The sequence below is a fragment of the Pseudomonas sp. KH_046_1 genome (assembly GCF_057839025.1).
The window spans coordinates 4,711,898-4,730,562 of sequence record NZ_CM174481.1 but is presented as its reverse complement, the minus strand read 5'-3'; the positions used below and the strand labels follow the sequence as shown (position 1 = coordinate 4,730,562).

At 61.3% G+C, this 18,665-nt stretch carries 16 protein-coding genes; 9 read left to right on the top strand and 7 right to left on the bottom strand.

Annotation, left to right across the window (positions count from 1 at the left end; genetic code table 11):
- Window positions 1-327: 327 nt before the first annotated feature.
- Window positions 328-2,421 carry an LTA synthase family protein gene (locus AC3IT9_RS21590; protein WP_489270983.1) on the top strand — a complete coding sequence of 698 codons (2,094 nt, stop codon included), beginning with the start codon at window positions 328-330 and terminating at the stop codon, window positions 2,419-2,421.
- 57 nt (window positions 2,422-2,478) lie between these two features.
- On the opposite strand, the gene AC3IT9_RS21585 is transcribed toward AC3IT9_RS21590, so the two are convergent.
- Complete coding sequence (locus AC3IT9_RS21585; protein WP_172435350.1) at window positions 2,479-2,637, bottom strand: DUF3309 family protein; 159 nt, start codon at window positions 2,635-2,637, stop codon at window positions 2,479-2,481.
- A gap of 279 nt (window positions 2,638-2,916) precedes the next feature.
- Between AC3IT9_RS21585 and AC3IT9_RS21580 the strand changes: the two genes are divergently transcribed.
- From AC3IT9_RS21580 to csrA, 3 genes are all read left to right on the top strand, one after another.
- Window positions 2,917-3,732 (top strand): SDR family oxidoreductase, encoded by an 816-nt coding sequence (locus AC3IT9_RS21580; RefSeq protein WP_489270982.1) that lies wholly within the window; start codon window positions 2,917-2,919, stop codon window positions 3,730-3,732.
- 64 nt (window positions 3,733-3,796) lie between these two features.
- Window positions 3,797-4,129, top strand: a complete 333-nt coding sequence (locus tag AC3IT9_RS21575) for a YnfA family protein (RefSeq protein WP_150726219.1) — start codon at window positions 3,797-3,799, stop codon at window positions 4,127-4,129.
- Window positions 4,130-4,283: 154 nt separating this feature from the next.
- Complete coding sequence (csrA, locus tag AC3IT9_RS21570) at window positions 4,284-4,469, top strand: carbon storage regulator CsrA (RefSeq protein ID WP_150726220.1); 186 nt, start codon at window positions 4,284-4,286, stop codon at window positions 4,467-4,469.
- A gap of 5 nt (window positions 4,470-4,474) precedes the next feature.
- On the opposite strand, the gene AC3IT9_RS21565 is transcribed toward csrA, so the two are convergent.
- The 5 genes from AC3IT9_RS21565 to mnmC form a co-directional block, all read right to left on the bottom strand.
- Entirely contained in the window at window positions 4,475-4,702 is a 228-nt protein-coding gene (locus tag AC3IT9_RS21565) for a YheU family protein (RefSeq protein WP_150726221.1), read from the bottom strand.
- Window positions 4,703-4,911: 209 nt separating this feature from the next.
- Window positions 4,912-6,102 (bottom strand): osmoprotectant NAGGN system M42 family peptidase, encoded by a 1,191-nt coding sequence (locus tag AC3IT9_RS21560; RefSeq protein ID WP_150726222.1) that lies wholly within the window; start codon window positions 6,100-6,102, stop codon window positions 4,912-4,914.
- A 125-nt stretch (window positions 6,103-6,227) separates the two neighbouring features.
- On the bottom strand, window positions 6,228-7,976 hold the full coding sequence (ngg, locus tag AC3IT9_RS21555; protein WP_489270979.1) for an N-acetylglutaminylglutamine synthetase: 1,749 nt from the start codon (window positions 7,974-7,976) through the stop codon (window positions 6,228-6,230).
- 3 nt (window positions 7,977-7,979) lie between these two features.
- Entirely contained in the window at window positions 7,980-9,752 is a 1,773-nt protein-coding gene (locus AC3IT9_RS21550) for an N-acetylglutaminylglutamine amidotransferase (RefSeq protein WP_150726224.1), read from the bottom strand.
- 170 nt (window positions 9,753-9,922) lie between these two features.
- On the bottom strand, window positions 9,923-11,902 hold the full coding sequence (gene mnmC, locus AC3IT9_RS21545) for a bifunctional tRNA (5-methylaminomethyl-2-thiouridine)(34)-methyltransferase MnmC2/FAD-dependent 5-carboxymethylaminomethyl-2-thiouridine(34) oxidoreductase MnmC1 (RefSeq protein ID WP_489270978.1): 1,980 nt from the start codon (window positions 11,900-11,902) through the stop codon (window positions 9,923-9,925).
- Window positions 11,903-12,046: 144 nt separating this feature from the next.
- Between mnmC and pap the strand changes: the two genes are divergently transcribed.
- The 3 genes from pap to AC3IT9_RS21530 all read left to right on the top strand — a co-directional run bounded on the left by pap (window position 12,047) and on the right by AC3IT9_RS21530 (window position 16,065).
- Window positions 12,047-13,570, top strand: coding sequence for a polyphosphate:AMP phosphotransferase (gene pap / locus AC3IT9_RS21540; RefSeq protein WP_150758257.1), 1,524 nt, complete (start codon window positions 12,047-12,049; stop codon window positions 13,568-13,570).
- Window positions 13,571-13,672: 102 nt separating this feature from the next.
- Entirely contained in the window at window positions 13,673-14,857 is a 1,185-nt protein-coding gene (locus AC3IT9_RS21535) for a thiolase family protein (protein WP_489270977.1), read from the top strand.
- A 248-nt stretch (window positions 14,858-15,105) separates the two neighbouring features.
- Window positions 15,106-16,065 carry a DMT family transporter gene (locus AC3IT9_RS21530; RefSeq protein ID WP_151214603.1) on the top strand — a complete coding sequence of 320 codons (960 nt, stop codon included), beginning with the start codon at window positions 15,106-15,108 and terminating at the stop codon, window positions 16,063-16,065.
- Window positions 16,066-16,194: 129 nt separating this feature from the next.
- Here AC3IT9_RS21530 and AC3IT9_RS21525 read toward each other — a convergent pair whose 3' ends face one another.
- Entirely contained in the window at window positions 16,195-17,589 is a 1,395-nt protein-coding gene (locus tag AC3IT9_RS21525) for a class II fumarate hydratase (protein ID WP_151214604.1), read from the bottom strand.
- Window positions 17,590-17,780: 191 nt separating this feature from the next.
- Here AC3IT9_RS21525 and AC3IT9_RS21520 point away from each other — a divergent pair, with 191 nt between their 5' ends.
- Both AC3IT9_RS21520 and AC3IT9_RS21515 read left to right on the top strand, forming a co-directional pair.
- The gene (locus AC3IT9_RS21520) at window positions 17,781-18,305 is read left to right on the top strand and encodes a DUF2059 domain-containing protein (protein WP_007997268.1); all 525 of its coding nucleotides are present in this window, start codon (window positions 17,781-17,783) and stop codon (window positions 18,303-18,305) included.
- A 12-nt stretch (window positions 18,306-18,317) separates the two neighbouring features.
- Window positions 18,318-18,617 carry a BolA family protein gene (locus AC3IT9_RS21515; protein WP_057713758.1) on the top strand — a complete coding sequence of 100 codons (300 nt, stop codon included), beginning with the start codon at window positions 18,318-18,320 and terminating at the stop codon, window positions 18,615-18,617.
- Window positions 18,618-18,665 lie beyond the last annotated feature (48 nt).

The window sequence follows — 18,665 nt, the reverse complement described above, 5'->3', positions numbered from 1 at the left end:
CTTTTGAGGTGACTTCGTAACGCCCCGATTCGATCGGGGCGTTTGCGTTTTTGACCGGTGCGCAGGCTTTAATTTGTTTCCGGATATGCGTTGCACAAAATTTTCACCCACTCTCCAAGACAATTCGCCGGCTCTCCCGTAACGCGCTGCGTATTGCTGAATGCAGGATGAAACAGTCGGGATGAGGGTAGTTATCAATGGCAATGCTGCCGTTGATCGTGCAACATTTGCGCACCGCGCAAACCCCCGGGCCTTGTATGGGCCGAAAAGAGGGCAAGGCGCAGCTGTATTTTTGAAACTTCAACTTCCAATGGGTCCTAAAACGACATGGCAATCCCGGACGCCCTGAATCAGCAGCGAGCTTCTAGTCGCCTGCTGCAACCGACCGTCAAATCGCATCTGGCCTACACGCTGTTGTGTGCCCTGGTCATGATGGTCATGTTCAGCCTGCTGCGCGTCGCGCTGCTGGCTTACAACAGCTCGATGATCCTCGACACACCGGCTTCGACCTTCCTTGAGGCATTCGCCAACGGTCTGCGTTTCGACCTGCGCCTGGTGGTCTATCTCAGTATTCCGTTGCTGCTGGCCTTGTTCAGCGCCCGGGCCATGGCCGCACGCGGGCTGTTCCGTCTCTGGCTGACGATCGTCTCCAGCATTGCGCTGTTCCTGGGCCTGATGGAGATGGACTTCTATCGTGAGTTCCACCAGCGCCTCAACGGCCTGGTCTTCCAGTACGTCAAGGAAGACCCGAAAACCGTGGCCAGCATGCTCTGGTATGGTTTTCCGGTGGTCCGCTATTTGCTGGCGTGGGCCGTGGGTACCGTGATCCTGAGCATGGCATTCAAGGGCGCCGACCGTGCGACCCGCCCTCGTGGCCCGTTCAGTGGCGGCAGCATCGGCACACGCAAGGTAGCGCCGTGGTATGCACGCATTGGCGTGTTCGTGGTTTGCCTGCTGATCTGCGTTGTCGCGGCCCGTGGCACCTTGCGTCAAGGCCCGCCGATGCGCTGGGGTGATGTCTACACCACAGACTCCAACTTCGCCAACCAGTTGGGTCTCAACGGTACGCTTTCTCTGGTCGCCGCCGCCAAGAGCCGGATGTCCGAAGATCGCGACAATATCTGGAAAGCCACGCTGCCACAGCCACAAGCCCAACAAGTCGTGCGCGACATGCTGGTGATGGCGGATGACAAACTGGTGGATGGCGAGACCGCAGCGGTACGTCGCGATTACACCCCGCCAGCCGACAAGACCCTGCCGATCAAGAACGTCGTCGTGATCCTGATGGAAAGCATGGCCGGTCACTCGGTGGGTGCGCTGGGTGGGCCGGGCAACATCACGCCGTATCTCGACAAACTGTCGAAGGAAGGCTTGCTGTTCGACCGCTTCTTCTCCAACGGCACCCATACCCACCAGGGCATGTTCGCCACCATGGCCTGCTTCCCGAACCTGCCGGGCTTCGAATACCTGATGCAGACCCCGGAAGGCAGCCACAAGCTGTCCGGTCTGCCGCAGTTGCTCAGCGCCCGTGACTTCGACGATGTGTATGTCTACAACGGCGATTTCGCCTGGGACAACCAGTCGGGTTTCTTCAGCAACCAGGGCATGACCAACTTCATCGGCCGTAACGATTTCGTGAATCCGGTGTTCTCTGATCCGACCTGGGGCGTGTCCGACCAGGACATGTTCGACCGTGGCCTGGTCGAGCTCAAGGCACGAGAAAACGGCAAGCCGTTCTATGCCTTGCTGCAAACCCTGTCCAACCACACGCCATACGCCTTGCCGACACCATTGCCGGTCGAGCCCGTGACCAATCGCGGCAACCTGAACGAACACCTGACCGCCATGCGTTACTCGGACTGGGCACTGGGCCAGTTCTTTGAAAAGGCCCGCAAGGAGCCGTACTTCAAGGAAACCCTGTTTGTCATCGTTGGTGACCACGGTTTTGGTAACGAACAGCAAATCACCGAAATGGACCTGGGCCGCTTCAACGTGCCGATGCTGATGATCGCGCCGGGCATCCAGGAAAAGTTCGGCCAGCGTGACCACACCGTGGGTACTCAGATCGACATCGTACCGACCATCATGGGCCGCATCGGTGGCGAAGTGCGTCATCAGTGCTGGGGGCGCGACCTGCTCAACCTGCCGGAAGGCGACATGGGTATTGGGGTGATCAAGCCATCGGGCAGCGAGCAGACCACGGCCATCCTCACCGCAGACCAGATTCTGGTCCTGCCGAAGGACAAGGACATGGCGCCGAAGCTGTATCAGTATGAATTGGGTGCCAAGCCTCGCGCCGAAGTCATTGCTGATGCGCCGCGTATCGCCGAGTTGAAACTCAAGCTCGAAGCGTTCCTGCAAACAGCGACCAAGAGCCTGCTGGACAACACCGCTGGTGTTGTTGACGGCACGCCGGACTAAGTTGTGACGCAATAGAAAAGAGGCCCTTCAAGGGCCTCTTTTTTTGCCTGGCGGTTTTTATATTCGGCCGAGCAAGAGCAGGATCAACAGCACCACCAATACGACGCCGATGATTCCGGACGGGCCGTAACCCCAACTTCTGGAGTGCGGGAAGACCGGTAAACCACCGATCAGTAACAGGATCAGAATGATGATCAGTATTGTACCCATGTCTATTTCCTTGTCGAAAATGCAGTGGATTGACCATGCCAATCAAGGTCAGCGGGAATGAAGTAAATTCGAGTTGCTTAAAAAATCCGACTCTTGCGCTTGCAGGAAAATTCCAGGTTTTTTTGAAGTATTTCGGACGGGTTCTTATTTCTTTTGTAGTTGCCTTAATTGCGTCAGACGCTCCCGCAGTTTGCTCGGGCCATTCAGCAATCTGATGGAGCGTGGGTCGGGCAATTTCCTTCGCTACACTCGGTGCATCTTCCGAGAACAACAAGGCTGTTTGCTATGCAAAATCGCATGATGATCACTGGTGCAGGCTCGGGCCTGGGTCGCGAAATCGCGCTGCGCTGGGCGCGTGAAGGCTGGCAACTGGCCTTGTCGGACGTCAGCGAGCCCGGGTTGCAGGAAACTCTCAAGTTGGTCCGTGAAGCGGGCGGTGACGGTTTTATCCAGCGCTGTGATGTACGCGATTACAGCCAGTTGACGGCGTTCGCCCAGGCCTGCGAAGTCAAGCTCGGCGGCATCGATGTCATCGTCAATAACGCGGGCGTGGCGTCTGGCGGGTTCTTCAGTGAGTTGTCCCTGGAGGACTGGGACTGGCAGATCGCGATCAACCTGATGGGCGTGGTCAAGGGCTGCAAGGCTTTCCTGCCACTGCTGGAAAAAAGCCAAGGCAAGATCATCAACATCGCGTCCATGGCCGCGTTGATGCAAGGCCCGGCGATGAGCAATTACAACGTGGCCAAGGCGGGCGTGGTGGCGTTGTCCGAAAGCCTGCTGATCGAGCTGGCGCATCAGGAAGTCGGTGTGCATGTGGTGTGTCCGTCGTTCTTCCAGACCAACCTGCTGGACTCCTTCCGCGGCCCGACTCCGGCCATGAAAGCCCAGGTCGGAAAGTTGCTGGAAAGCTCGCCGATCAGTGCCGCCGACATCGCCGACTACATCTATCAGCAGGTCGCCGCTGGCGAGTTCATGATCCTGCCCCACGAACAGGGCCGCATGGCCTGGGCGATGAAGCAGAAGAACCCGCAATTGCTCTACAACGAAATGACCGCCATGGCCGACAAAATGCGCGCCAAGGCCAGGCAATCGGCAAGCTGATCTTGCCCGCAGGCAACGCTGTGGTTAGGGTGGCCGCCATCGGCCATCCTCGCGAGACGCTTGCATGCTCAATTACCTGTGGTTTTTCCTCGCCGCGCTGTTCGAAATTGCCGGTTGCTTTGCCTTCTGGATGTGGTTGCGCCAGGGCAAAAGCATGTGGTGGGTGGTGCCGGCGCTCCTCAGCCTGACCCTGTTCGCCCTGCTGCTGACCCGTATCGAGGCAAGCTACGCTGGCCGCGCCTACGCCGCTTACGGTGGCATCTACATCATTGCCTCAATCGGCTGGTTGGCCGTGGTCGAGCGGATTCGTCCGCTGGGTTCGGACTGGCTTGGTGTGGCGCTGTGTGTGATCGGCGCGAGTATCATCCTGTTCGGGCCGCGATTCTCCGCATCCTGACAGATCGGCCCTACAATCAACCGACCTGTCAGACCTTTCCGTAAGTGGCGTGCGTCAGGGGCTGTCAGTCCGGTCTGGTTTGCTGTCGGAGCATTGTAGGCGTACCGCGGGCCGGGCATCTTCAAGGGCCAGTAACCCCTGAAGGACACTCCTCATGCTCGTACTCACTCGCATTGTGGGCGAAACCATTTCCATCGGTGACAACATTTCCGTGCGTGTTCTCGCGATCAACGGAAGCAACGTGCGCTTTGGCGTTGAAGCGCCTCAGGACGTCAATGTGCATCGCTGCGAAATCTACGAACGCATCCAGAACAAACTGGCGAAAACCAAGGAGCGCTGAAGGGCTCAGTCAAACAGGTGCTTGGGCACGTCGTGCTTGAGCATTAACTGGCATTGCTCGCTTTGCGGGTCGAAGACAATCAGTGCCTGGCCCTTGGTCAAGGCTTGGCGCACGCGCAGTACGCGGGTTTCCAGTGGAGTGTCGTCTCCATTGTCCGTGCCGTCGCGGGTCACGAAATCCTCGATCAGGCGGGTGAGGGTGTCGACTTGAAGTTGGTCGTGGGGGATCAGCATAGGCACCTCGGTTGGATCAATGGCGCGATGCTACGGCGAATGACCGGTATCGGCTAGCCTGGGGTTTGATGTTGTCTGCACTGACGCCATCGCGAGCAAGCTCGCTCCCACAGTTGATCGGTGGTGAACACAATTATACGGTTCGCCGCTGAACCCTGTGGGAGCGAGCTTGCTCGCGATGGCGGTTTACCTGGCGATGAGGATCCTGATCAGTTCTCCGACCTCTGCCCCACCAGACTGTCCACCGACGGCACCCGCGTATCGCTTTCCATCTGGGTGTCGTGTTCGAGTTGATGACTGAAGCGGTCCAGTGAGCCCTTGGCCGGTTGTGCATCGCTGGCAAACACGGGCGGGCTGAGGATGTAGGCACCGAGCAGGCGGCTCAGGGCGGCGAGGCTGTCGATATGGGTGCGTTCGTAACCGTGGGTGGCGTCGCAGCCGAAGGCGAGCAGGGCGGTGCGAATGTCGTGGCCGGCGGTCACCGCTGAATGGGCGTCGCTGAAGTAGTAGCGGAACAGGTCCCGGCGTGCCGGCAACTCGTTGTCGCTGGCCAGGCGCAGGAGGTGGCGCGACAGGTGATAGTCATACGGCCCGCCGGAATCCTGCATCGCGATGCTTACCGCGTGCTCGCTGGAATGTTGGCCAGGCGCGACCGGTGCGATGTCGATGCCGACGAACTCACTGACGTCCCAGGGCAACGCCGCCGCGGCACCGCTGCCGGTTTCCTCGGTGATGGTGAACAGCGGATGGCAGTCGATCATCAGCTCTTCGCCACTGTCGACAATGGCCTTGAGCGCCGCCAGCAGCGCGGCCACCCCGGCCTTGTCGTCGAGGTGGCGGGCGCTGATGTGGCCGCTTTCGGTGAACTCAGGCAGCGGGTCGAAGGCGACGAAATCGCCGACGCTGATGCCCAGCGACTCGCAGTCGGCACGGGTGGCGCAGTAGGCGTCCAGGCGCAACTCGATGTGATCCCAACTGATCGGCATCTCGTCAACGGCGGTATTGAATGCGTGCCCGGAAGCCATCAGCGGCAAGACGCTGCCACGGATCACGCCGTTGTCGGTAAACAGGCTGACCCGGCTGCCTTCGGCGAAGCGGCTGGACCAGCAGCCGACGGGCGCGAGGGTCAGGCGGCCGTTGTCCTTCACTGCACGCACCGCCGCGCCGATGGTGTCCAGGTGAGCGGAAACGGCGCGGTCGGGGCTGTTCTTCTTGCCCTTGAGCGTGGCGCGGATGGTGCCGCGACGGGTCAGCTCGAAGGGAATGCCGAGTTCTTCAAGGCGTTCGGCGACGTAGCGCACGATCGTATCGGTGAACCCGGTGGGGCTGGGAATGGCGAGCATTTCCAGCAGGACTTTTTGCAGATAGCCGAGGTCCGGTTCGGGGATTTTGCTGGTCATGGAGACTCCTGATTGGTTATCGCCTGTACGGCCGCCTTCGCGAGCAGGCTCGCTCCTACAGGGGGAACGCGATCAAATGTGGGAGCGAGCCTGCTCGCGAAAGGGCCAGTCCAGACAACACATGGCTAAGAGACCACCGGCTGACTGTACGGAAACAACAAGTCCACAAACCGCTCCGCCGTCGGCTGCGGTTCGTGGTTGGCAAGCCCGGCCCGTTCGTTGGCTTCGATAAACACATAGTCCGGCTGGTCAGCGGCGGACACCATCAGGTCGAGGCCGACCATGGGAATGTCCAGTGCCCGGGCCGCGCGGATGGCTGCGTCCACCAGCGTCGGGTGCAGGATCGCCGTGACGTCTTCAAGCACGCCGCCGGTATGAAGGTTCGCCGTGCGTCGCACGAACAGGTGCTCACCGGCCGGCAGAATGCTGCTGTAGTCGTATCCGGCGGCACGCAGGGTGCGCTGGGTTTCCTGGTCCTGCGGGATCTTGCTTTCGCCGCTCGTGGCTGCTTGTCGTCGCCGGCTCTGGGCTTCGATCAATGCACCGATGGAGTGCTGGCCGTCTCCCACCACTTCGGCCGGCCGGCGAATGGCGGCGGCGACCACTTCAAAACCGATCACCACAATGCGCAGGTCCAGGCCTTCGTGGAAACTTTCCAATAGCACGCGGCTGTCGAAGTGGCGAGCGGCTTCTATGGCTTGCTGTACTTCCTCGATGGTACGCAGATCCACCGCCACCCCTTGGCCCTGTTCACCATCCAGTGGCTTGGCCACCACGCGCTGGTGTTCATCGAGGAACGCCAGATTGTCATCGGCGTTACCCGCCAGTTGCTGCGCCGGCAGGTTCAACCCGGCAGCCTTGAGCACTTTGTGGGTCAGGCTTTTGTCCTGGCACAGGGTCATGCTGATGGCGCTGGTCAGGTCGCTCAGGGATTCGCGGCAGCGTACCCGGCGCCCGCCATGGCTGAGGGTGAACATCCCGGCGTCGGCGTCATCGACGTGCACATCGATGCCACGACGGTGCGCTTCCTCGACAATGATCCGCGCATAGGGATTGAACGCGGCTTCCGGGCCGGGCCCGAGGAACAGCGGCTGATTGATGCCGTTCTTGCGCTTGATGGCGAAGGTCGTCAGGTTGCGAAAACCGAGCTTGGCGTAAAGGCTTTTCGCCTGGCGATTGTCGTGCAGCACCGACAGGTCAAGGCAGGCGAGCCCGCGACTCATGAAATGCTCGATCAAATGCCGTACCAGCACTTCACCGACACCCGGCCGCGCACAATGCGGGTCGACCGCCAGGCACCACAGGCTGCTGCCGTTTTCCGGATCGTTGAAGGCCTTGTGGTGGTTGAGGCCCATGACGCTGCCGATGACCGCGCCGCTGTCCTCGTCTTCGGCCAGCCAATACACCGGGCCGCCCAGATGACGCGGAGTGAGCAGGGTGGCATCGATCGGCAGCATGCCGCGGGCCTGGTACAGCTGATTGATCGCCTGCCAGTCGGCATCGCTTTGCGCGCGTCGAATGCGAAAACCACGAAACACCCGGGTCGCCTGACGGTAGTCGCTGAACCACAGGCGCAAGGTATCGGACGGGTCGAGGAACAACTGCGTCGGCTCCAGCCCCAGCACTTGCTGGGGCGCGGCGACGTACAGGGCAATGTCCCGCTCGCCGGGCTGCTCGTTGAGCAATTCACCTGCGAGGCTCGCGGCATCGGCAAAGGTATGGCCGATCAGCAAGCGGCCCCAGCCGCAATGCACGGCAATCGGCGCCCCGCCGAGTTCACAGCGATCCTCGGCCAGACGTGCCTGCAAGCGTTCGTAGGAAGGCGACTGGCCGCGCAACAGGCGTTGGCTGAAAGCCGTGGCGTGAGGTTTCATCGGTCAGATTCCTTGTTCGCTGAGCCACAGGTTGAGGGCCGCCAGTTGCCACAGCTTCGAGCCGCGCAACGGTGTCAATTGCCCCTGTGGATCAGTCAGTAGACGGTCGAGCATCGCGGGGTTGAACAGGCCGCGATCCTGGCTGGGATCGAGCAGCAGCTCGCGCACCCATTCCAGCGTATCGCCCTGCAAATGCTTGAGGCCCGGCACCGGGAAGTAACCTTTCTTGCGATCGATCACTTCACTGGGAATCACTTGCCGCGCGGCTTCTTTCAAGACTTGCTTGCCACCGTCCGGCAGTTTGAAACGCCCCGGAATCCGTGCCGACAGCTCCACCAGGCGGTAGTCGAGAAACGGCGTGCGCGCTTCCAGGCCCCAGGCCATGGTCATGTTGTCGACGCGTTTGACCGGGTCGTCCACCAGCATCACCGTGCTGTCCAGACGCAAAGCCTTGTCCACCGCCGCATCGGCACCGGGCTGGGCGAAATGCGCTTTGACGAAGTCACCGGCGGCGTCATGCGCAGTCAGCCATTTCGGTTGGACGGTAGCGGCGTAGTCGTCGTAGCTGCGGTCGAAAAACGCTTCGCGATACGCGGCATACGGATCACTCGCGCCGTCCACTTGCGGATACCAGTGGTAACCGGCGAACAGTTCATCGGCGCCCTGGCCGCTCTGGACGACTTTGCAGTGTTTGGCCACCTCCCGAGACAACAGGTAGAAGGCGATGCAGTCGTGGCTGACCATCGGTTCGCTCATGGCGCGGAACGCGGCGGGCAGCTGTTCGATGATTTCCTTTTCGTCGATGCGCAGTTGGTGATGCTGAGTGCCGTAGTGTTGGGCGATCAGGTCCGAATACTGGAACTCGTCCCCACGCTCGCCGCCGGTATCCTGGAAGCCGATGGAGAAGGTCGACAGATTGTCCACGCCGACTTCCCGCAACAGGCCCACCAGCAGGCTTGAATCGACACCACCGGACAGCAGAACACCGACATCGACCGCCGCACGCTGACGAATCGCTACTGCTTCGCGGGTGCTGTCGAGCACACGGTCGCGCCAGTCTTCGAGGGTTAGATCCGTCTCATCGGCGTGAGGGCCGTAGGGCAGGGTCCACCAGGTTTTCTGCTCGGTGCGGCCATCGGCTTCGACGCGCATCCAGGTGGCCGGCGGCAGTTTTTCAATGCCCGCCAGCAAGGTGCGCGGTGCCGGGACCACGGCGTGGAAATTCAGATAGTGATTGAGCGCCACAGGGTCGAGGATCGGATTGATGTCGCCGCCCTTGAGCAATGCCGGCAGGGCCGAGGCGAAGCGCAGGCGCTGGCCGGTGCGCGACAGGTACAGCGGCTTCACGCCGAGACGGTCGCGGGCGATGAACAGGCGTTGGGCATCGCGCTCCCAAACGGCAAAGGCAAACATGCCGTTGAGTTTTGGTAGCAAGGCTTCGCCCCAGGCGTGATAGCCCTTGAGCAGCACTTCGGTGTCTCCACCGGAATAGAAGGCGTAACCCAGGCTTTCAAGTTCCGCGCGCAGTTCCGGAAAGTTGTAGATCGCTCCGTTGAAGGCCAGGGACAAGCCCAGTTGCGGGTCGATCATCGGCTGCGCCGAGCCGTCCGACAGGTCCATGATCTTCAGGCGCCGGTGGCCCAGTGCAATCGGTCCCTGGCTATGAAAGCCCCAGGCGTCGGGGCCGCGAGGGGCCAGGTGATGGGTGATTCGTTCAATGGCTGCAAGGTCTGCAGGTTGATGATCAAAACGTAACTCGCCAGCTAATCCGCACATAAATTCCTTACCGGTTTTTCCGTTGGGGAGGGTCGATCGATACCGCGCCAAAACGGCGGGTACTCAGAAAGTGACCCTCCTCGGTAAGGGGAGTTTTAGATCGATGAGTTATATGCGCGACTGACCACGGCCGAATCGCCCCATGAGGGCGACTTCGGCTGCTGTATCGACTACTTGCCCCGGATCAGGCGCCGCAAGGCAAACCGATTGGGATGGCAGGCTTCGGCCACGCTCCTGGGCAGCGGCAGGGGTTCGTCGTCCAGCCAGGCTGCCAGCAGTTCTCCGGACAGGGGCGCGGTGATCAGGCCGCGCGAGCCGTGACCGCTGTTGACGTACAAACCGTCAAGCCATGGGCATTCGACGTCCGGCACCTGCCGGGCGTCTTTGCCCAGCGCTGCATAAGCCTCAGCGAACGCCTGGGTGTCGGCCAATGGGCCGACGATTGGCAAGTAGTCGGGGCTGGTGCAGCGAAATGCAGCGCGACCCTGGAGATGCTCGGGGTCGAGGTGTTCGATCTCCAGCCGTTCGACCAGATCGTGGGAAATCTCTTCGAGCATGGCCAGGTTGCCCAGGTGTTCTGCCGTGGTCGGTGTCAGATCATCGCTCTTGAAATCGAAACTGGCCCCCAGGGTGTGTTCACCCAAGCGCGCGGGGGCGACATAGCCTTCGGCACACACCACGGTACTCAGGGCCTGGCTTTGCGGGGTTTGCGCCAGGCGGGTAATTTGCCCGCGAATGCGCTTGAGCGGCAACCCGGCGCTCTCGGGGAAACGCTGGATTTCAGCCGCACCGGCGAGCACCACCACGGGTGTGCTGGCAAGCAAACGCTCGCCGTCCCACGCTTGCCAGCGGCCCTCAACTTTGCGCAGTTCCAGCGCATCGTGATGGGTGAGCAATTGAATCTGTGGATGCGCAGCCTGCCACTGACACAGCGCCGGTGGGTGAACCCAGCCGCCTTCGGGATAGAACAGGCCCCCCTGTGCCAACCCGATACCGGCCACGGCCTGGGCCTCGGGTTGATCCAGCAGGTGCAGCAAGTCCGCTGGAAACGCCGCGGCCAATTGCACCTGGCGTTCGGCTTCCTTGGCGTTGAAAGCCAGTTGCAACACGCCGCAATCGTCCCAGTCGCGACCCCGTTGCAAGTGTTCGAGCAGGCGTCGGGTGTAGCCGAAACCGCTGACGATCATTTGCGACAGCGCCGTGCCATGGGCGGATAACTTCAGGTAGAGCACGCCCTGCGGGTTGCCCGAGGCTTCCCGGGCGATGTCGTCGTGGCGCTCCAGCACTGTCACTTGCCAGCCCCGCGCGGCGAGGCTGGCGGCGCTGGCACAACCGGCCAGGCCGGCACCGATCACCAGTGCCTGGCGCTCGCCGGTCAGCGGGGCCGGGCGGGCAAACCAGGGTTTATCCAGGGCCGGGGCCGGCGTTTCCTGGGGCCAGCCGAGGAACTCGCCGCGCAGGATTTCCCATTTATGGCCGATGCCGGGGGTGCGTTTCATCTTGAAACCGGCGGCGTTGAGCAGGCGCCGCACCCAGCCGGTGCTGGTGAAGGTGCTGATGGAAGCACCGGGCGCGGCCAGGCGAGCCAGCTCGGCAAACAGTTCGGCGGTCCACATGTCGGGGTTTTTCGCCGGGGCGAAACCGTCGAGGAACCAGGCGTCGATTCGGGCATCGAGTTGCGGCAGTTGCTCCAGTGCATCGCCGATCAGCAGCGTCAGGGTCACGCGGCCGTGGTCCAGCGTCAGGCGCTGAAAGCCCTGATGGATGGCCACGTATTGCTCAAGCAGTTGATCGGCAAACACCTTGAGTTCCGGCCACAGCGCCAGGGCCCGTTGCAAGTCGTCGGGGCTCAACGGGTACTTCTCGACGCTGACAAAATGCAGCCGCGCACCGGCCGCGGCGTGTTGCTCGAACACCTGCCAGGCGCACAAGAAATTCAGCCCGGTGCCGAACCCCGTTTCCCCGATGACCAGCCGCCCGCCCCCGGGCAAGGCCGCAAAGCGCTCCGCCAAACGGTTCTGTTCGATAAAGACATAGCGGGTTTCGTCCAGCCCCGACTGGTCGGAGAAATACACATCGTCGAACACTCGTGAATACGGGCGACCTTGGTCGTCCCAGTCGAGCTGGGCGTGGGGCAATACAGGTTTCATGGCAGGCTCGGCAACGGCAAGGCCGCCATTCTAGCCGATCGACGGCGTGGCCAAGCTCTTTGTGGCGAGGGGGCCATCGGGAAAATCTCTGCTGGCCTTCAGTTCAATCCGCTAGTCTTGCTCACATCTGGAAGGGAGCCGCTCATGTTTGAATCCGCCGAAATCGATCACGCCATCGACAAAGAAACCTACGACGCCGAAATCCCGGCCCTGCGCGAAGCGTTGCTCGAAGCGCAATTCGAGTTGCAGCAGCAACGCCGCTTCCCGGTGATCATTTTGATCAATGGCATCGAAGGTGCCGGCAAGGGCGAGACGATCAAGGTGCTCAACGAGTGGATGGACCCGCGCCTGATCGAGGTCCGCACGTTCGATCAGCAAACCGACGAAGAACTGGCGCGGCCACCGGCCTGGCGTTACTGGCGGATGCTCCCGGCCAAGGGGCGCATGGGGATTTTCTTCGGCAACTGGTACAGCCAGATGCTGCAGGGGCGGGTCCATGGCGAGTTCAAGGATCCGCGACTTGACCAGGCGATCAATGCCGCCGAGCGCCTGGAAAAGATGCTCTGCGATGAAGGTGCGCTGATCTTCAAGTTCTGGTTTCACCTCTCCAAGAAACAAATGAAGGCACGCCTCAAGGCATTGGCCGACGACCCGCTGCACAGCTGGCGCATCAGCCCGCTGGACTGGCAGCAGTCGCAAACCTACGACAGGTTCGTGAAGTTTGGTGAACGGGCGCTGCGCCGCACCAGCCGCGACTATGCACCCTGGCATGTGATCGCCGGGGCGGATGCCCATTATCGCAGCCTGGCTGTGGGACGGATTCTGCTGGCGGGCCTGCAGGGCGCATTGAAGCGGCCGACGATCCATCCGGAAAAGGTCAGCGCCGCGCCAGTGTTTCCCAGTGTCGATCAAGTGAACCTGATCGACAGCCTGGACCTGACCCTGCACCTGGACAAGGATGATTACGAAGAACAGCTGATCACCGAGCAGGCGCGGTTTTCCGGGTTGATGCGTGACAAGCGCATGCGCCGCCACGCGCTGGTGGCGGTGTTCGAGGGCAACGACGCGGCTGGCAAGGGCGGGGCGATCCGCCGGGTAGCGGCAGCGCTTGATCCACGCCAGTACAGCATCGTGCCGATTGCCGCGCCCACCGAGGAAGAAAGGGCGCAACCGTATCTGTGGCGCTTCTGGCGGCACCTGCCGGCCCGGGGCAAGTTCACCGTGTTCGACCGCTCCTGGTATGGCCGGGTGTTGGTGGAGCGCATTGAAGGTTTTTGCAGCCCGGCAGACTGGCTGCGTGCCTACGGTGAAATCAACGATTTCGAAGAACAGCTCACCGACGCCGGTGTGATCGTGGTCAAGTTCTGGCTGTCCATCGACAAACAGACGCAACTGGAGCGCTTCGAGGAGCGCGAAAAGATTCCCTTCAAGCGCTTCAAGATCACTGAAGATGACTGGCGCAACCGTGAAAAATGGGATGACTATCGCGCGGCGGTCGGCGACATGGTCGACCGTACCAGCACCGAGATTGCGCTATGGACCCTGGTGGAAGCCAACGACAAGCGCTGGGCACGGGTCAAAGTCTTGCGCACCATCAACCGGGCACTGGAAGAGGCTTTCGAAACATCCGACCGGCAAGAGCACAAGAAGCGTAAGGACAAGGATTGAGGCGATGGTTACGCATACGCGAGGTGAATGATTGTCGCGGTCGGCGAAGCGCTGGACTTATGCTCGGTCCACTCTCAACCGATAACAACAATGAGGTATGCCATGCGTGAAGTGGTGATCGTCGACAGCGTGCGGACCGGCCTGGCCAAATCCTTTCGCGGTAAATTCAACATGACCCGCCCGGACGACATGGCGGCACACTGTGTCGATGCACTGTTGGCGCGCACCGGTATCGATCCGGCGAGCGTCGAGGACTGCATCGTTGGCGCCGGCTCCAACGAAGGCGCCCAGGGTTTCAATATCGGTCGCAACGTCGCGGTGCTCTCGCGCCTGGGTATCGGCACGGCCGGCATGACCCTCAACCGGTTCTGTTCCTCGGGCCTGCAGGCGATTGCCATTGCCGCCAACCAGATCGCTTCGGGTTGCAGCGACATCATCGTCGCCGGTGGCGTCGAGTCCATCAGCCTGACCATGAAGAGCGTCAATACCGACAACCTGATCAACCCGTTGCTCAAGGAGCAGGTGCCGGGCATCTACTTCCCGATGGGCCAGACTGCTGAAATCGTCGCGCGTCGGTACAGTGTCAGCCGTGAAGAGCAGGACCTGTACGCGCTGCAAAGCCAGCAGCGTACCGCACAGGCTCAGGCCGCCGGGCTGTTCAGCGATGAAATCGTGCCGATGGCGGTGAAGTACCGAGTCGAGGACAAGGCCACAGGTCAGGCACAGATCCTCGACGGCATCGTCGACCGCGATGACTGCAACCGCCCGGACACTACCCTGGAAAGCCTGGCCGGATTGAAACCGGTGTTCGCCGAAGATGGCTCGGTCACGGCGGGCAACTCTTCGCAGCTGTCCGACGGCGCGTCCATGACCCTGGTGATGAGCCTGGAAAAAGCGCTGGAGCTGGGACTCAAGCCGAAAGCGTTCTTCCGCGGTTTTACCGTGGCCGGTTGCGCGCCGGACGAGATGGGTATCGGGCCGGTGTTTTCGGTACCGAAACTGCTCAAGGCCAAAGGCTTGCGGATTGACGACATCGACCTGTGGGAGCTCAACGAAGCGTTCGCCTCGCAGTGCCTGTACAGCCGCAACCGGCTGGAAATCGACAATGCCCGGTACAACGTCAACGGCGGTTCGATTTCCATCGGTCACCCGTTCGGCATGACCGGCTCGCGCCAGGTCGGGCATCTGGTTCGTGAATTGCAGCGACGCAATCTGCGGTACGGCATCGTCACTATGTGCGTGGGTGGCGGGATGGGGGCTACGGGGTTGTTTGAGGCGGTGCGTTAAGCCTCGATATTTCTCGTTGCCAGTTAGATAGCCATCGCGAGCAGGCTCGCTCCCACATGGGATCCGTGTCGCACAACAGATTCCTGTAGGAGCGAGCCTGCTCGCGATGGGCGCGCCGCGGTCAAAAAACATCACCTGAAGATTGCGACCCGCACAGTTTCATTCGCGGCCAGACCGAAACTGTGCCTGTGTACGTCACGGCTGCGGGCCTAGAATGACGGCTCCTGTCAGTTGGCGTTGGGGTTCACATGCACATTTCATCGGGTCGCTGGGGTTACGGTCTGTTCCTGGCCTTGTTGACCGCGTTGTTGTGGGGAATCCTGCCGATCAAGCTCAAACAAGTGTTGCTGGTAATGGACCCGGTGACGGTGACCTGGTTTCGCCTGCTGGTATCCGGCGGCTGCCTGTTCATTTACCTGGCGGCCACCAGGCGCCTGCCCAGCCGTAAGGTGCTCGGTCCTCGTGGTGGCTGGCTGGTGCTGATGGCGGTGCTCGGCCTGGTCGGTAACTATGTGTTGTATCTGATGGGCCTGAACCTGCTCAGCCCCGGCACGGCGCAACTGGTGGTGCAGATGGGCCCGATCATGCTGCTGATCGCCAGTCTGTTTGTGTTCAAGGAGCGTTTCAGCCTGGGGCAGGGGATTGGCCTGCTGGTGCTGCTGATCGGCTTTGCGTTGTTTTTCAATCAGCGCTTGAGTGAGTTGCTCACGTCGCTGACCGACTACACCGCCGGCGTGCTGCTGGTGCTGCTGGCGTCCACGGTCTGGACCTTCTATGCCCTGGGGCAAAAGCAATTGCTGACGGTGTGGAATTCGCTGCAGGTGATGATGGTGATCTACCTGTTTTGCGCGGCGCTGTTGACTCCGTGGGTGCATCCGCTCGAAGCGTTGCAATTGAACCCGTTGCAGGGATGGTTGCTGCTGGCGTGCTGCCTCAACACCCTGATAGCCTATGGCGCGTTTGCCGAGGCCCTGGCCCATTGGGAAGCCTCCCGGGTCAGCGCGACGCTGGCCATCACGCCGTTGGTGACCTTTGCCGCGGTTGCCATGGCTGCGTGGATGTGGCCCGACTATGTGCATGCCGAGACGATCAATGGTCTGGGATATGGCGGCGCGGTGCTGGTGGTGCTGGGGTCGGCGCTGGTGGCGTTGGGGCCTTCGTTGATTGCGGGGCTGAAGGCGCGGAAGGTGCGGTTGGCAGCCAGTTAGACCGCGTTATCGTTCTTCGTCGGATCGCCGCCCGGAGCAAGCCCGCTCCCACATTGGATCTTCGTCGCACATCAGATCCCTGTGGGAGCGGGCTTGCTCGCGAAGACGGACTATCAGGCGCTACAGCATTCAGCCCTTGGCCCCAGCCTCCAGCATATTCTCCGGCCTCACCCACGCATCGAACTCTTCGTCAGTCAGATACCCGAGCTGCAACGCCGCCTCGCGCAAGGTCAGGCCTTCGCTGTAGGCCTTCTTGGCGATTTCCGCCGATTTGTCATAGCCGATGTGCGGGTTGAGCGCCGTCACCAGCATCAGGCCACGCTCCAGGTGTTCAGCCATTTTTTCCGCATCCGGTTCCAGACCGGCCACGCAGTGCTGCTGGAAGTTGCTGCAGCCATCCCCCAGCAAGCGGATAGATTGCAGCAGGTTATGGATGATCACCGGTTTGAACACATTCAGCTGCAAGTGGCCCTGACTGGCAGCAAAGCCGATGGCGACGTCGTTGCCCAGCACCTGGCAGGCCAGCATCGACAGTGCTTCGCACTGGGTCGGGTTGACCTTGCCCGGCATGATCGAACTTCCCGGCTCATTGGCCGGTAGCCTGACTTCGGCGAAGCCGGCGCGCGGGCCGGAACCCAGCAGGCGCAGATCGTTGGCGATTTTCATCAGCGTCACGGCAAGGGTTTTCAGCCCGCCGGACAGCGTGGTCAGCGGCTCATGACCGGCCAGTGCGGCGAACTTGTTCGGCGCGGTGATAAACGGCAAACCGGAGAGGGCGGCCAATTCTGCGGCGATGGCCTCACCAAAGCCGTGGGGTGAATTCAGTCCGGTGCCGACGGCCGTTCCGCCCTGGGCCAGCTCGCAGACCGCGGGCAGTGCGCTGCGGATCGCCCGCTCGGCGTAATCGAGTTGCGCGATGAAAGCCGAGATTTCCTGGCCGAAGCTGATCGGTGTCGCATCCATCATGTGCGTACGGCCGGTCTTGACCAGTTTAATGTGGCGGGCGGCCAGCTCGGCCAGTCCGCCGGACAGTTCGCTGATCGCCGGCAGCAAGTGCTGTTGTACCGCCTGGACGGCCGCGATGTGCATGGCGGTGGGGAAGCAATCGTTGGAACTCTGGGAGCGATTGACGTGATCGTTGGGGTGCACCGGGGACTTGCCGCCACGGGGGTTGCCGGCCAACTCGTTGGCGCGACCGGCGATCACTTCGTTGACGTTCATGTTGCTCTGGGTGCCGCTGCCGGTTTGCCAGACCACCAGCGGAAACTGGTCGTCATGGTCGCCGGCGAGCACTTCGTCGGCCGCCTGCTCGATCAGGCGGGCGATATCGGCGGGCACGTCGCCGTTGCGATCATTGACCCGCGCCGCGGCTTTCTTGATCAGCGCCAGGGCATGCAACACAGCCAGCGGCATGCGTTCGTTGCCGATGGCGAAGTTGATCAGCGAGCGTTGCGTCTGAGCGCCCCAATAGGCTTCATCCGGGACTTCAACCTGGCCGAGGCTGTCGGTTTCGATACGGCTCATCTTGCTCACTCCTGTAGGTCCGATTGCGCAGTTTAGGCCGTGATCGACGGCCGTGGTTCCATCAGTCTGAATTTGACCATTCAACCCCTCTAAATCAGGTGCGACAAGGCTTGGGGTTGAGCGACACACTTTTTTAGGCGCAGAATGGACGCCCTTGGGGTCTTACCTCGCCAGCTAGAAAAGGAAACTCGATGACTCGTCTTCGTGCCATCTGTACCGCCGTTGCTTTGGTCTGCGCCAGCGGCCAGGTTCTTGCCGACACCGCCAGCCATAACGCCAGTGCCGAGGCTTTCCTGACCATGGCGCACGCTGACAAACTGGGCACCCCGGTGTACATGCAAGTACAGCAGATGTTTGCCCAGCGTTTCGAACAAACCAAAGCTCCTGAGTCGAAAAAAGCCGTGCTGGAAACCTACCAGGCCAAGGCCAACGCCGCTCTGGACCAGGCCATTGGCTGGAACAAGCTGAAACCGGACATGGTCAAGCTCTACACCACCAACTTCACCGAATCCGAGCTCAAGGACCTGGTTGCGTTCTACCAGTCGCCACTGGGCAAGAAAGTCCTGGAAAAAATGCCTCAGCTGACCCAGCAATCGGCCCAGATGACCCAGGCCAAGCTGGAAAGCGCGGTGCCGGTGGTCAACAAACTGCTGGCTGACATGACCGCCGAGCTGACGCCGAAAGACGCGGCCGCTCCAGCCAAGAAAAAGCCTTAAGCGGAGTTCGGTATGACCATGCAACAACGCATCGAATCGACGCTGGGCCTGCTTCAGCCCGAGCATCTGCAAGTGCTGGATGAGAGCCACATGCACAGCCGTGGGCTGCAAACCCATTTCAAGGCTGTGGTGGTCAGCGCGCAGTTCGAAGGCCTGAACCGGGTCAAGCGCCACCAGAAGGTCTACGGCACGCTCGGCGAGCTGATGGGCGAGTTCCATGCGTTGGCGCTGCATACGTACACGCCAGAGGAATGGGCACAGATCGACGCGGCCCCGGCCTCGCCGACCTGTGCTGGCGGCAGCAAGCACTAAACCCCGGTTTTTTGTTAGAATGCCCAACGCGCCGCTAACCCGGCGCGT

What these genes read in the sequence shown, in the direction of transcription:
- AC3IT9_RS21535 (WP_489270977.1), top strand. Translation starts at nt 13,673, where the DNA reads ATGCGTGAAGTGGTGATCGTCGACAGCGTGCGGACCGGCCTGGCCAAA.
- AC3IT9_RS21565 (WP_150726221.1), bottom strand. Translation starts at nt 4,702, where the DNA reads ATGCTGATCCCCCACGACCAACTTCAAGTCGACACCCTCACCCGCCTG.
- AC3IT9_RS21550 (WP_150726224.1), bottom strand. Translation starts at nt 9,752, where the DNA reads ATGTGCGGATTAGCTGGCGAGTTACGTTTTGATCATCAACCTGCAGAC.
- AC3IT9_RS21580 (WP_489270982.1), top strand. Translation starts at nt 2,917, where the DNA reads ATGCAAAATCGCATGATGATCACTGGTGCAGGCTCGGGCCTGGGTCGC.
- AC3IT9_RS21520 (WP_007997268.1), top strand. Translation starts at nt 17,781, where the DNA reads ATGACTCGTCTTCGTGCCATCTGTACCGCCGTTGCTTTGGTCTGCGCC.
- AC3IT9_RS21560 (WP_150726222.1), bottom strand. Translation starts at nt 6,102, where the DNA reads ATGACCAGCAAAATCCCCGAACCGGACCTCGGCTATCTGCAAAAAGTC.
- pap (WP_150758257.1), top strand. Translation starts at nt 12,047, where the DNA reads ATGTTTGAATCCGCCGAAATCGATCACGCCATCGACAAAGAAACCTAC.
- csrA (WP_150726220.1), top strand. Translation starts at nt 4,284, where the DNA reads ATGCTCGTACTCACTCGCATTGTGGGCGAAACCATTTCCATCGGTGAC.
- mnmC (WP_489270978.1), bottom strand. Translation starts at nt 11,902, where the DNA reads ATGAAACCTGTATTGCCCCACGCCCAGCTCGACTGGGACGACCAAGGT.
- AC3IT9_RS21530 (WP_151214603.1), top strand. Translation starts at nt 15,106, where the DNA reads ATGCACATTTCATCGGGTCGCTGGGGTTACGGTCTGTTCCTGGCCTTG.
- AC3IT9_RS21515 (WP_057713758.1), top strand. Translation starts at nt 18,318, where the DNA reads ATGACCATGCAACAACGCATCGAATCGACGCTGGGCCTGCTTCAGCCC.
- AC3IT9_RS21575 (WP_150726219.1), top strand. Translation starts at nt 3,797, where the DNA reads ATGCTCAATTACCTGTGGTTTTTCCTCGCCGCGCTGTTCGAAATTGCC.
- AC3IT9_RS21525 (WP_151214604.1), bottom strand. Translation starts at nt 17,589, where the DNA reads ATGAGCCGTATCGAAACCGACAGCCTCGGCCAGGTTGAAGTCCCGGAT.
- AC3IT9_RS21590 (WP_489270983.1), top strand. Translation starts at nt 328, where the DNA reads ATGGCAATCCCGGACGCCCTGAATCAGCAGCGAGCTTCTAGTCGCCTG.
- ngg (WP_489270979.1), bottom strand. Translation starts at nt 7,976, where the DNA reads ATGAAACCTCACGCCACGGCTTTCAGCCAACGCCTGTTGCGCGGCCAG.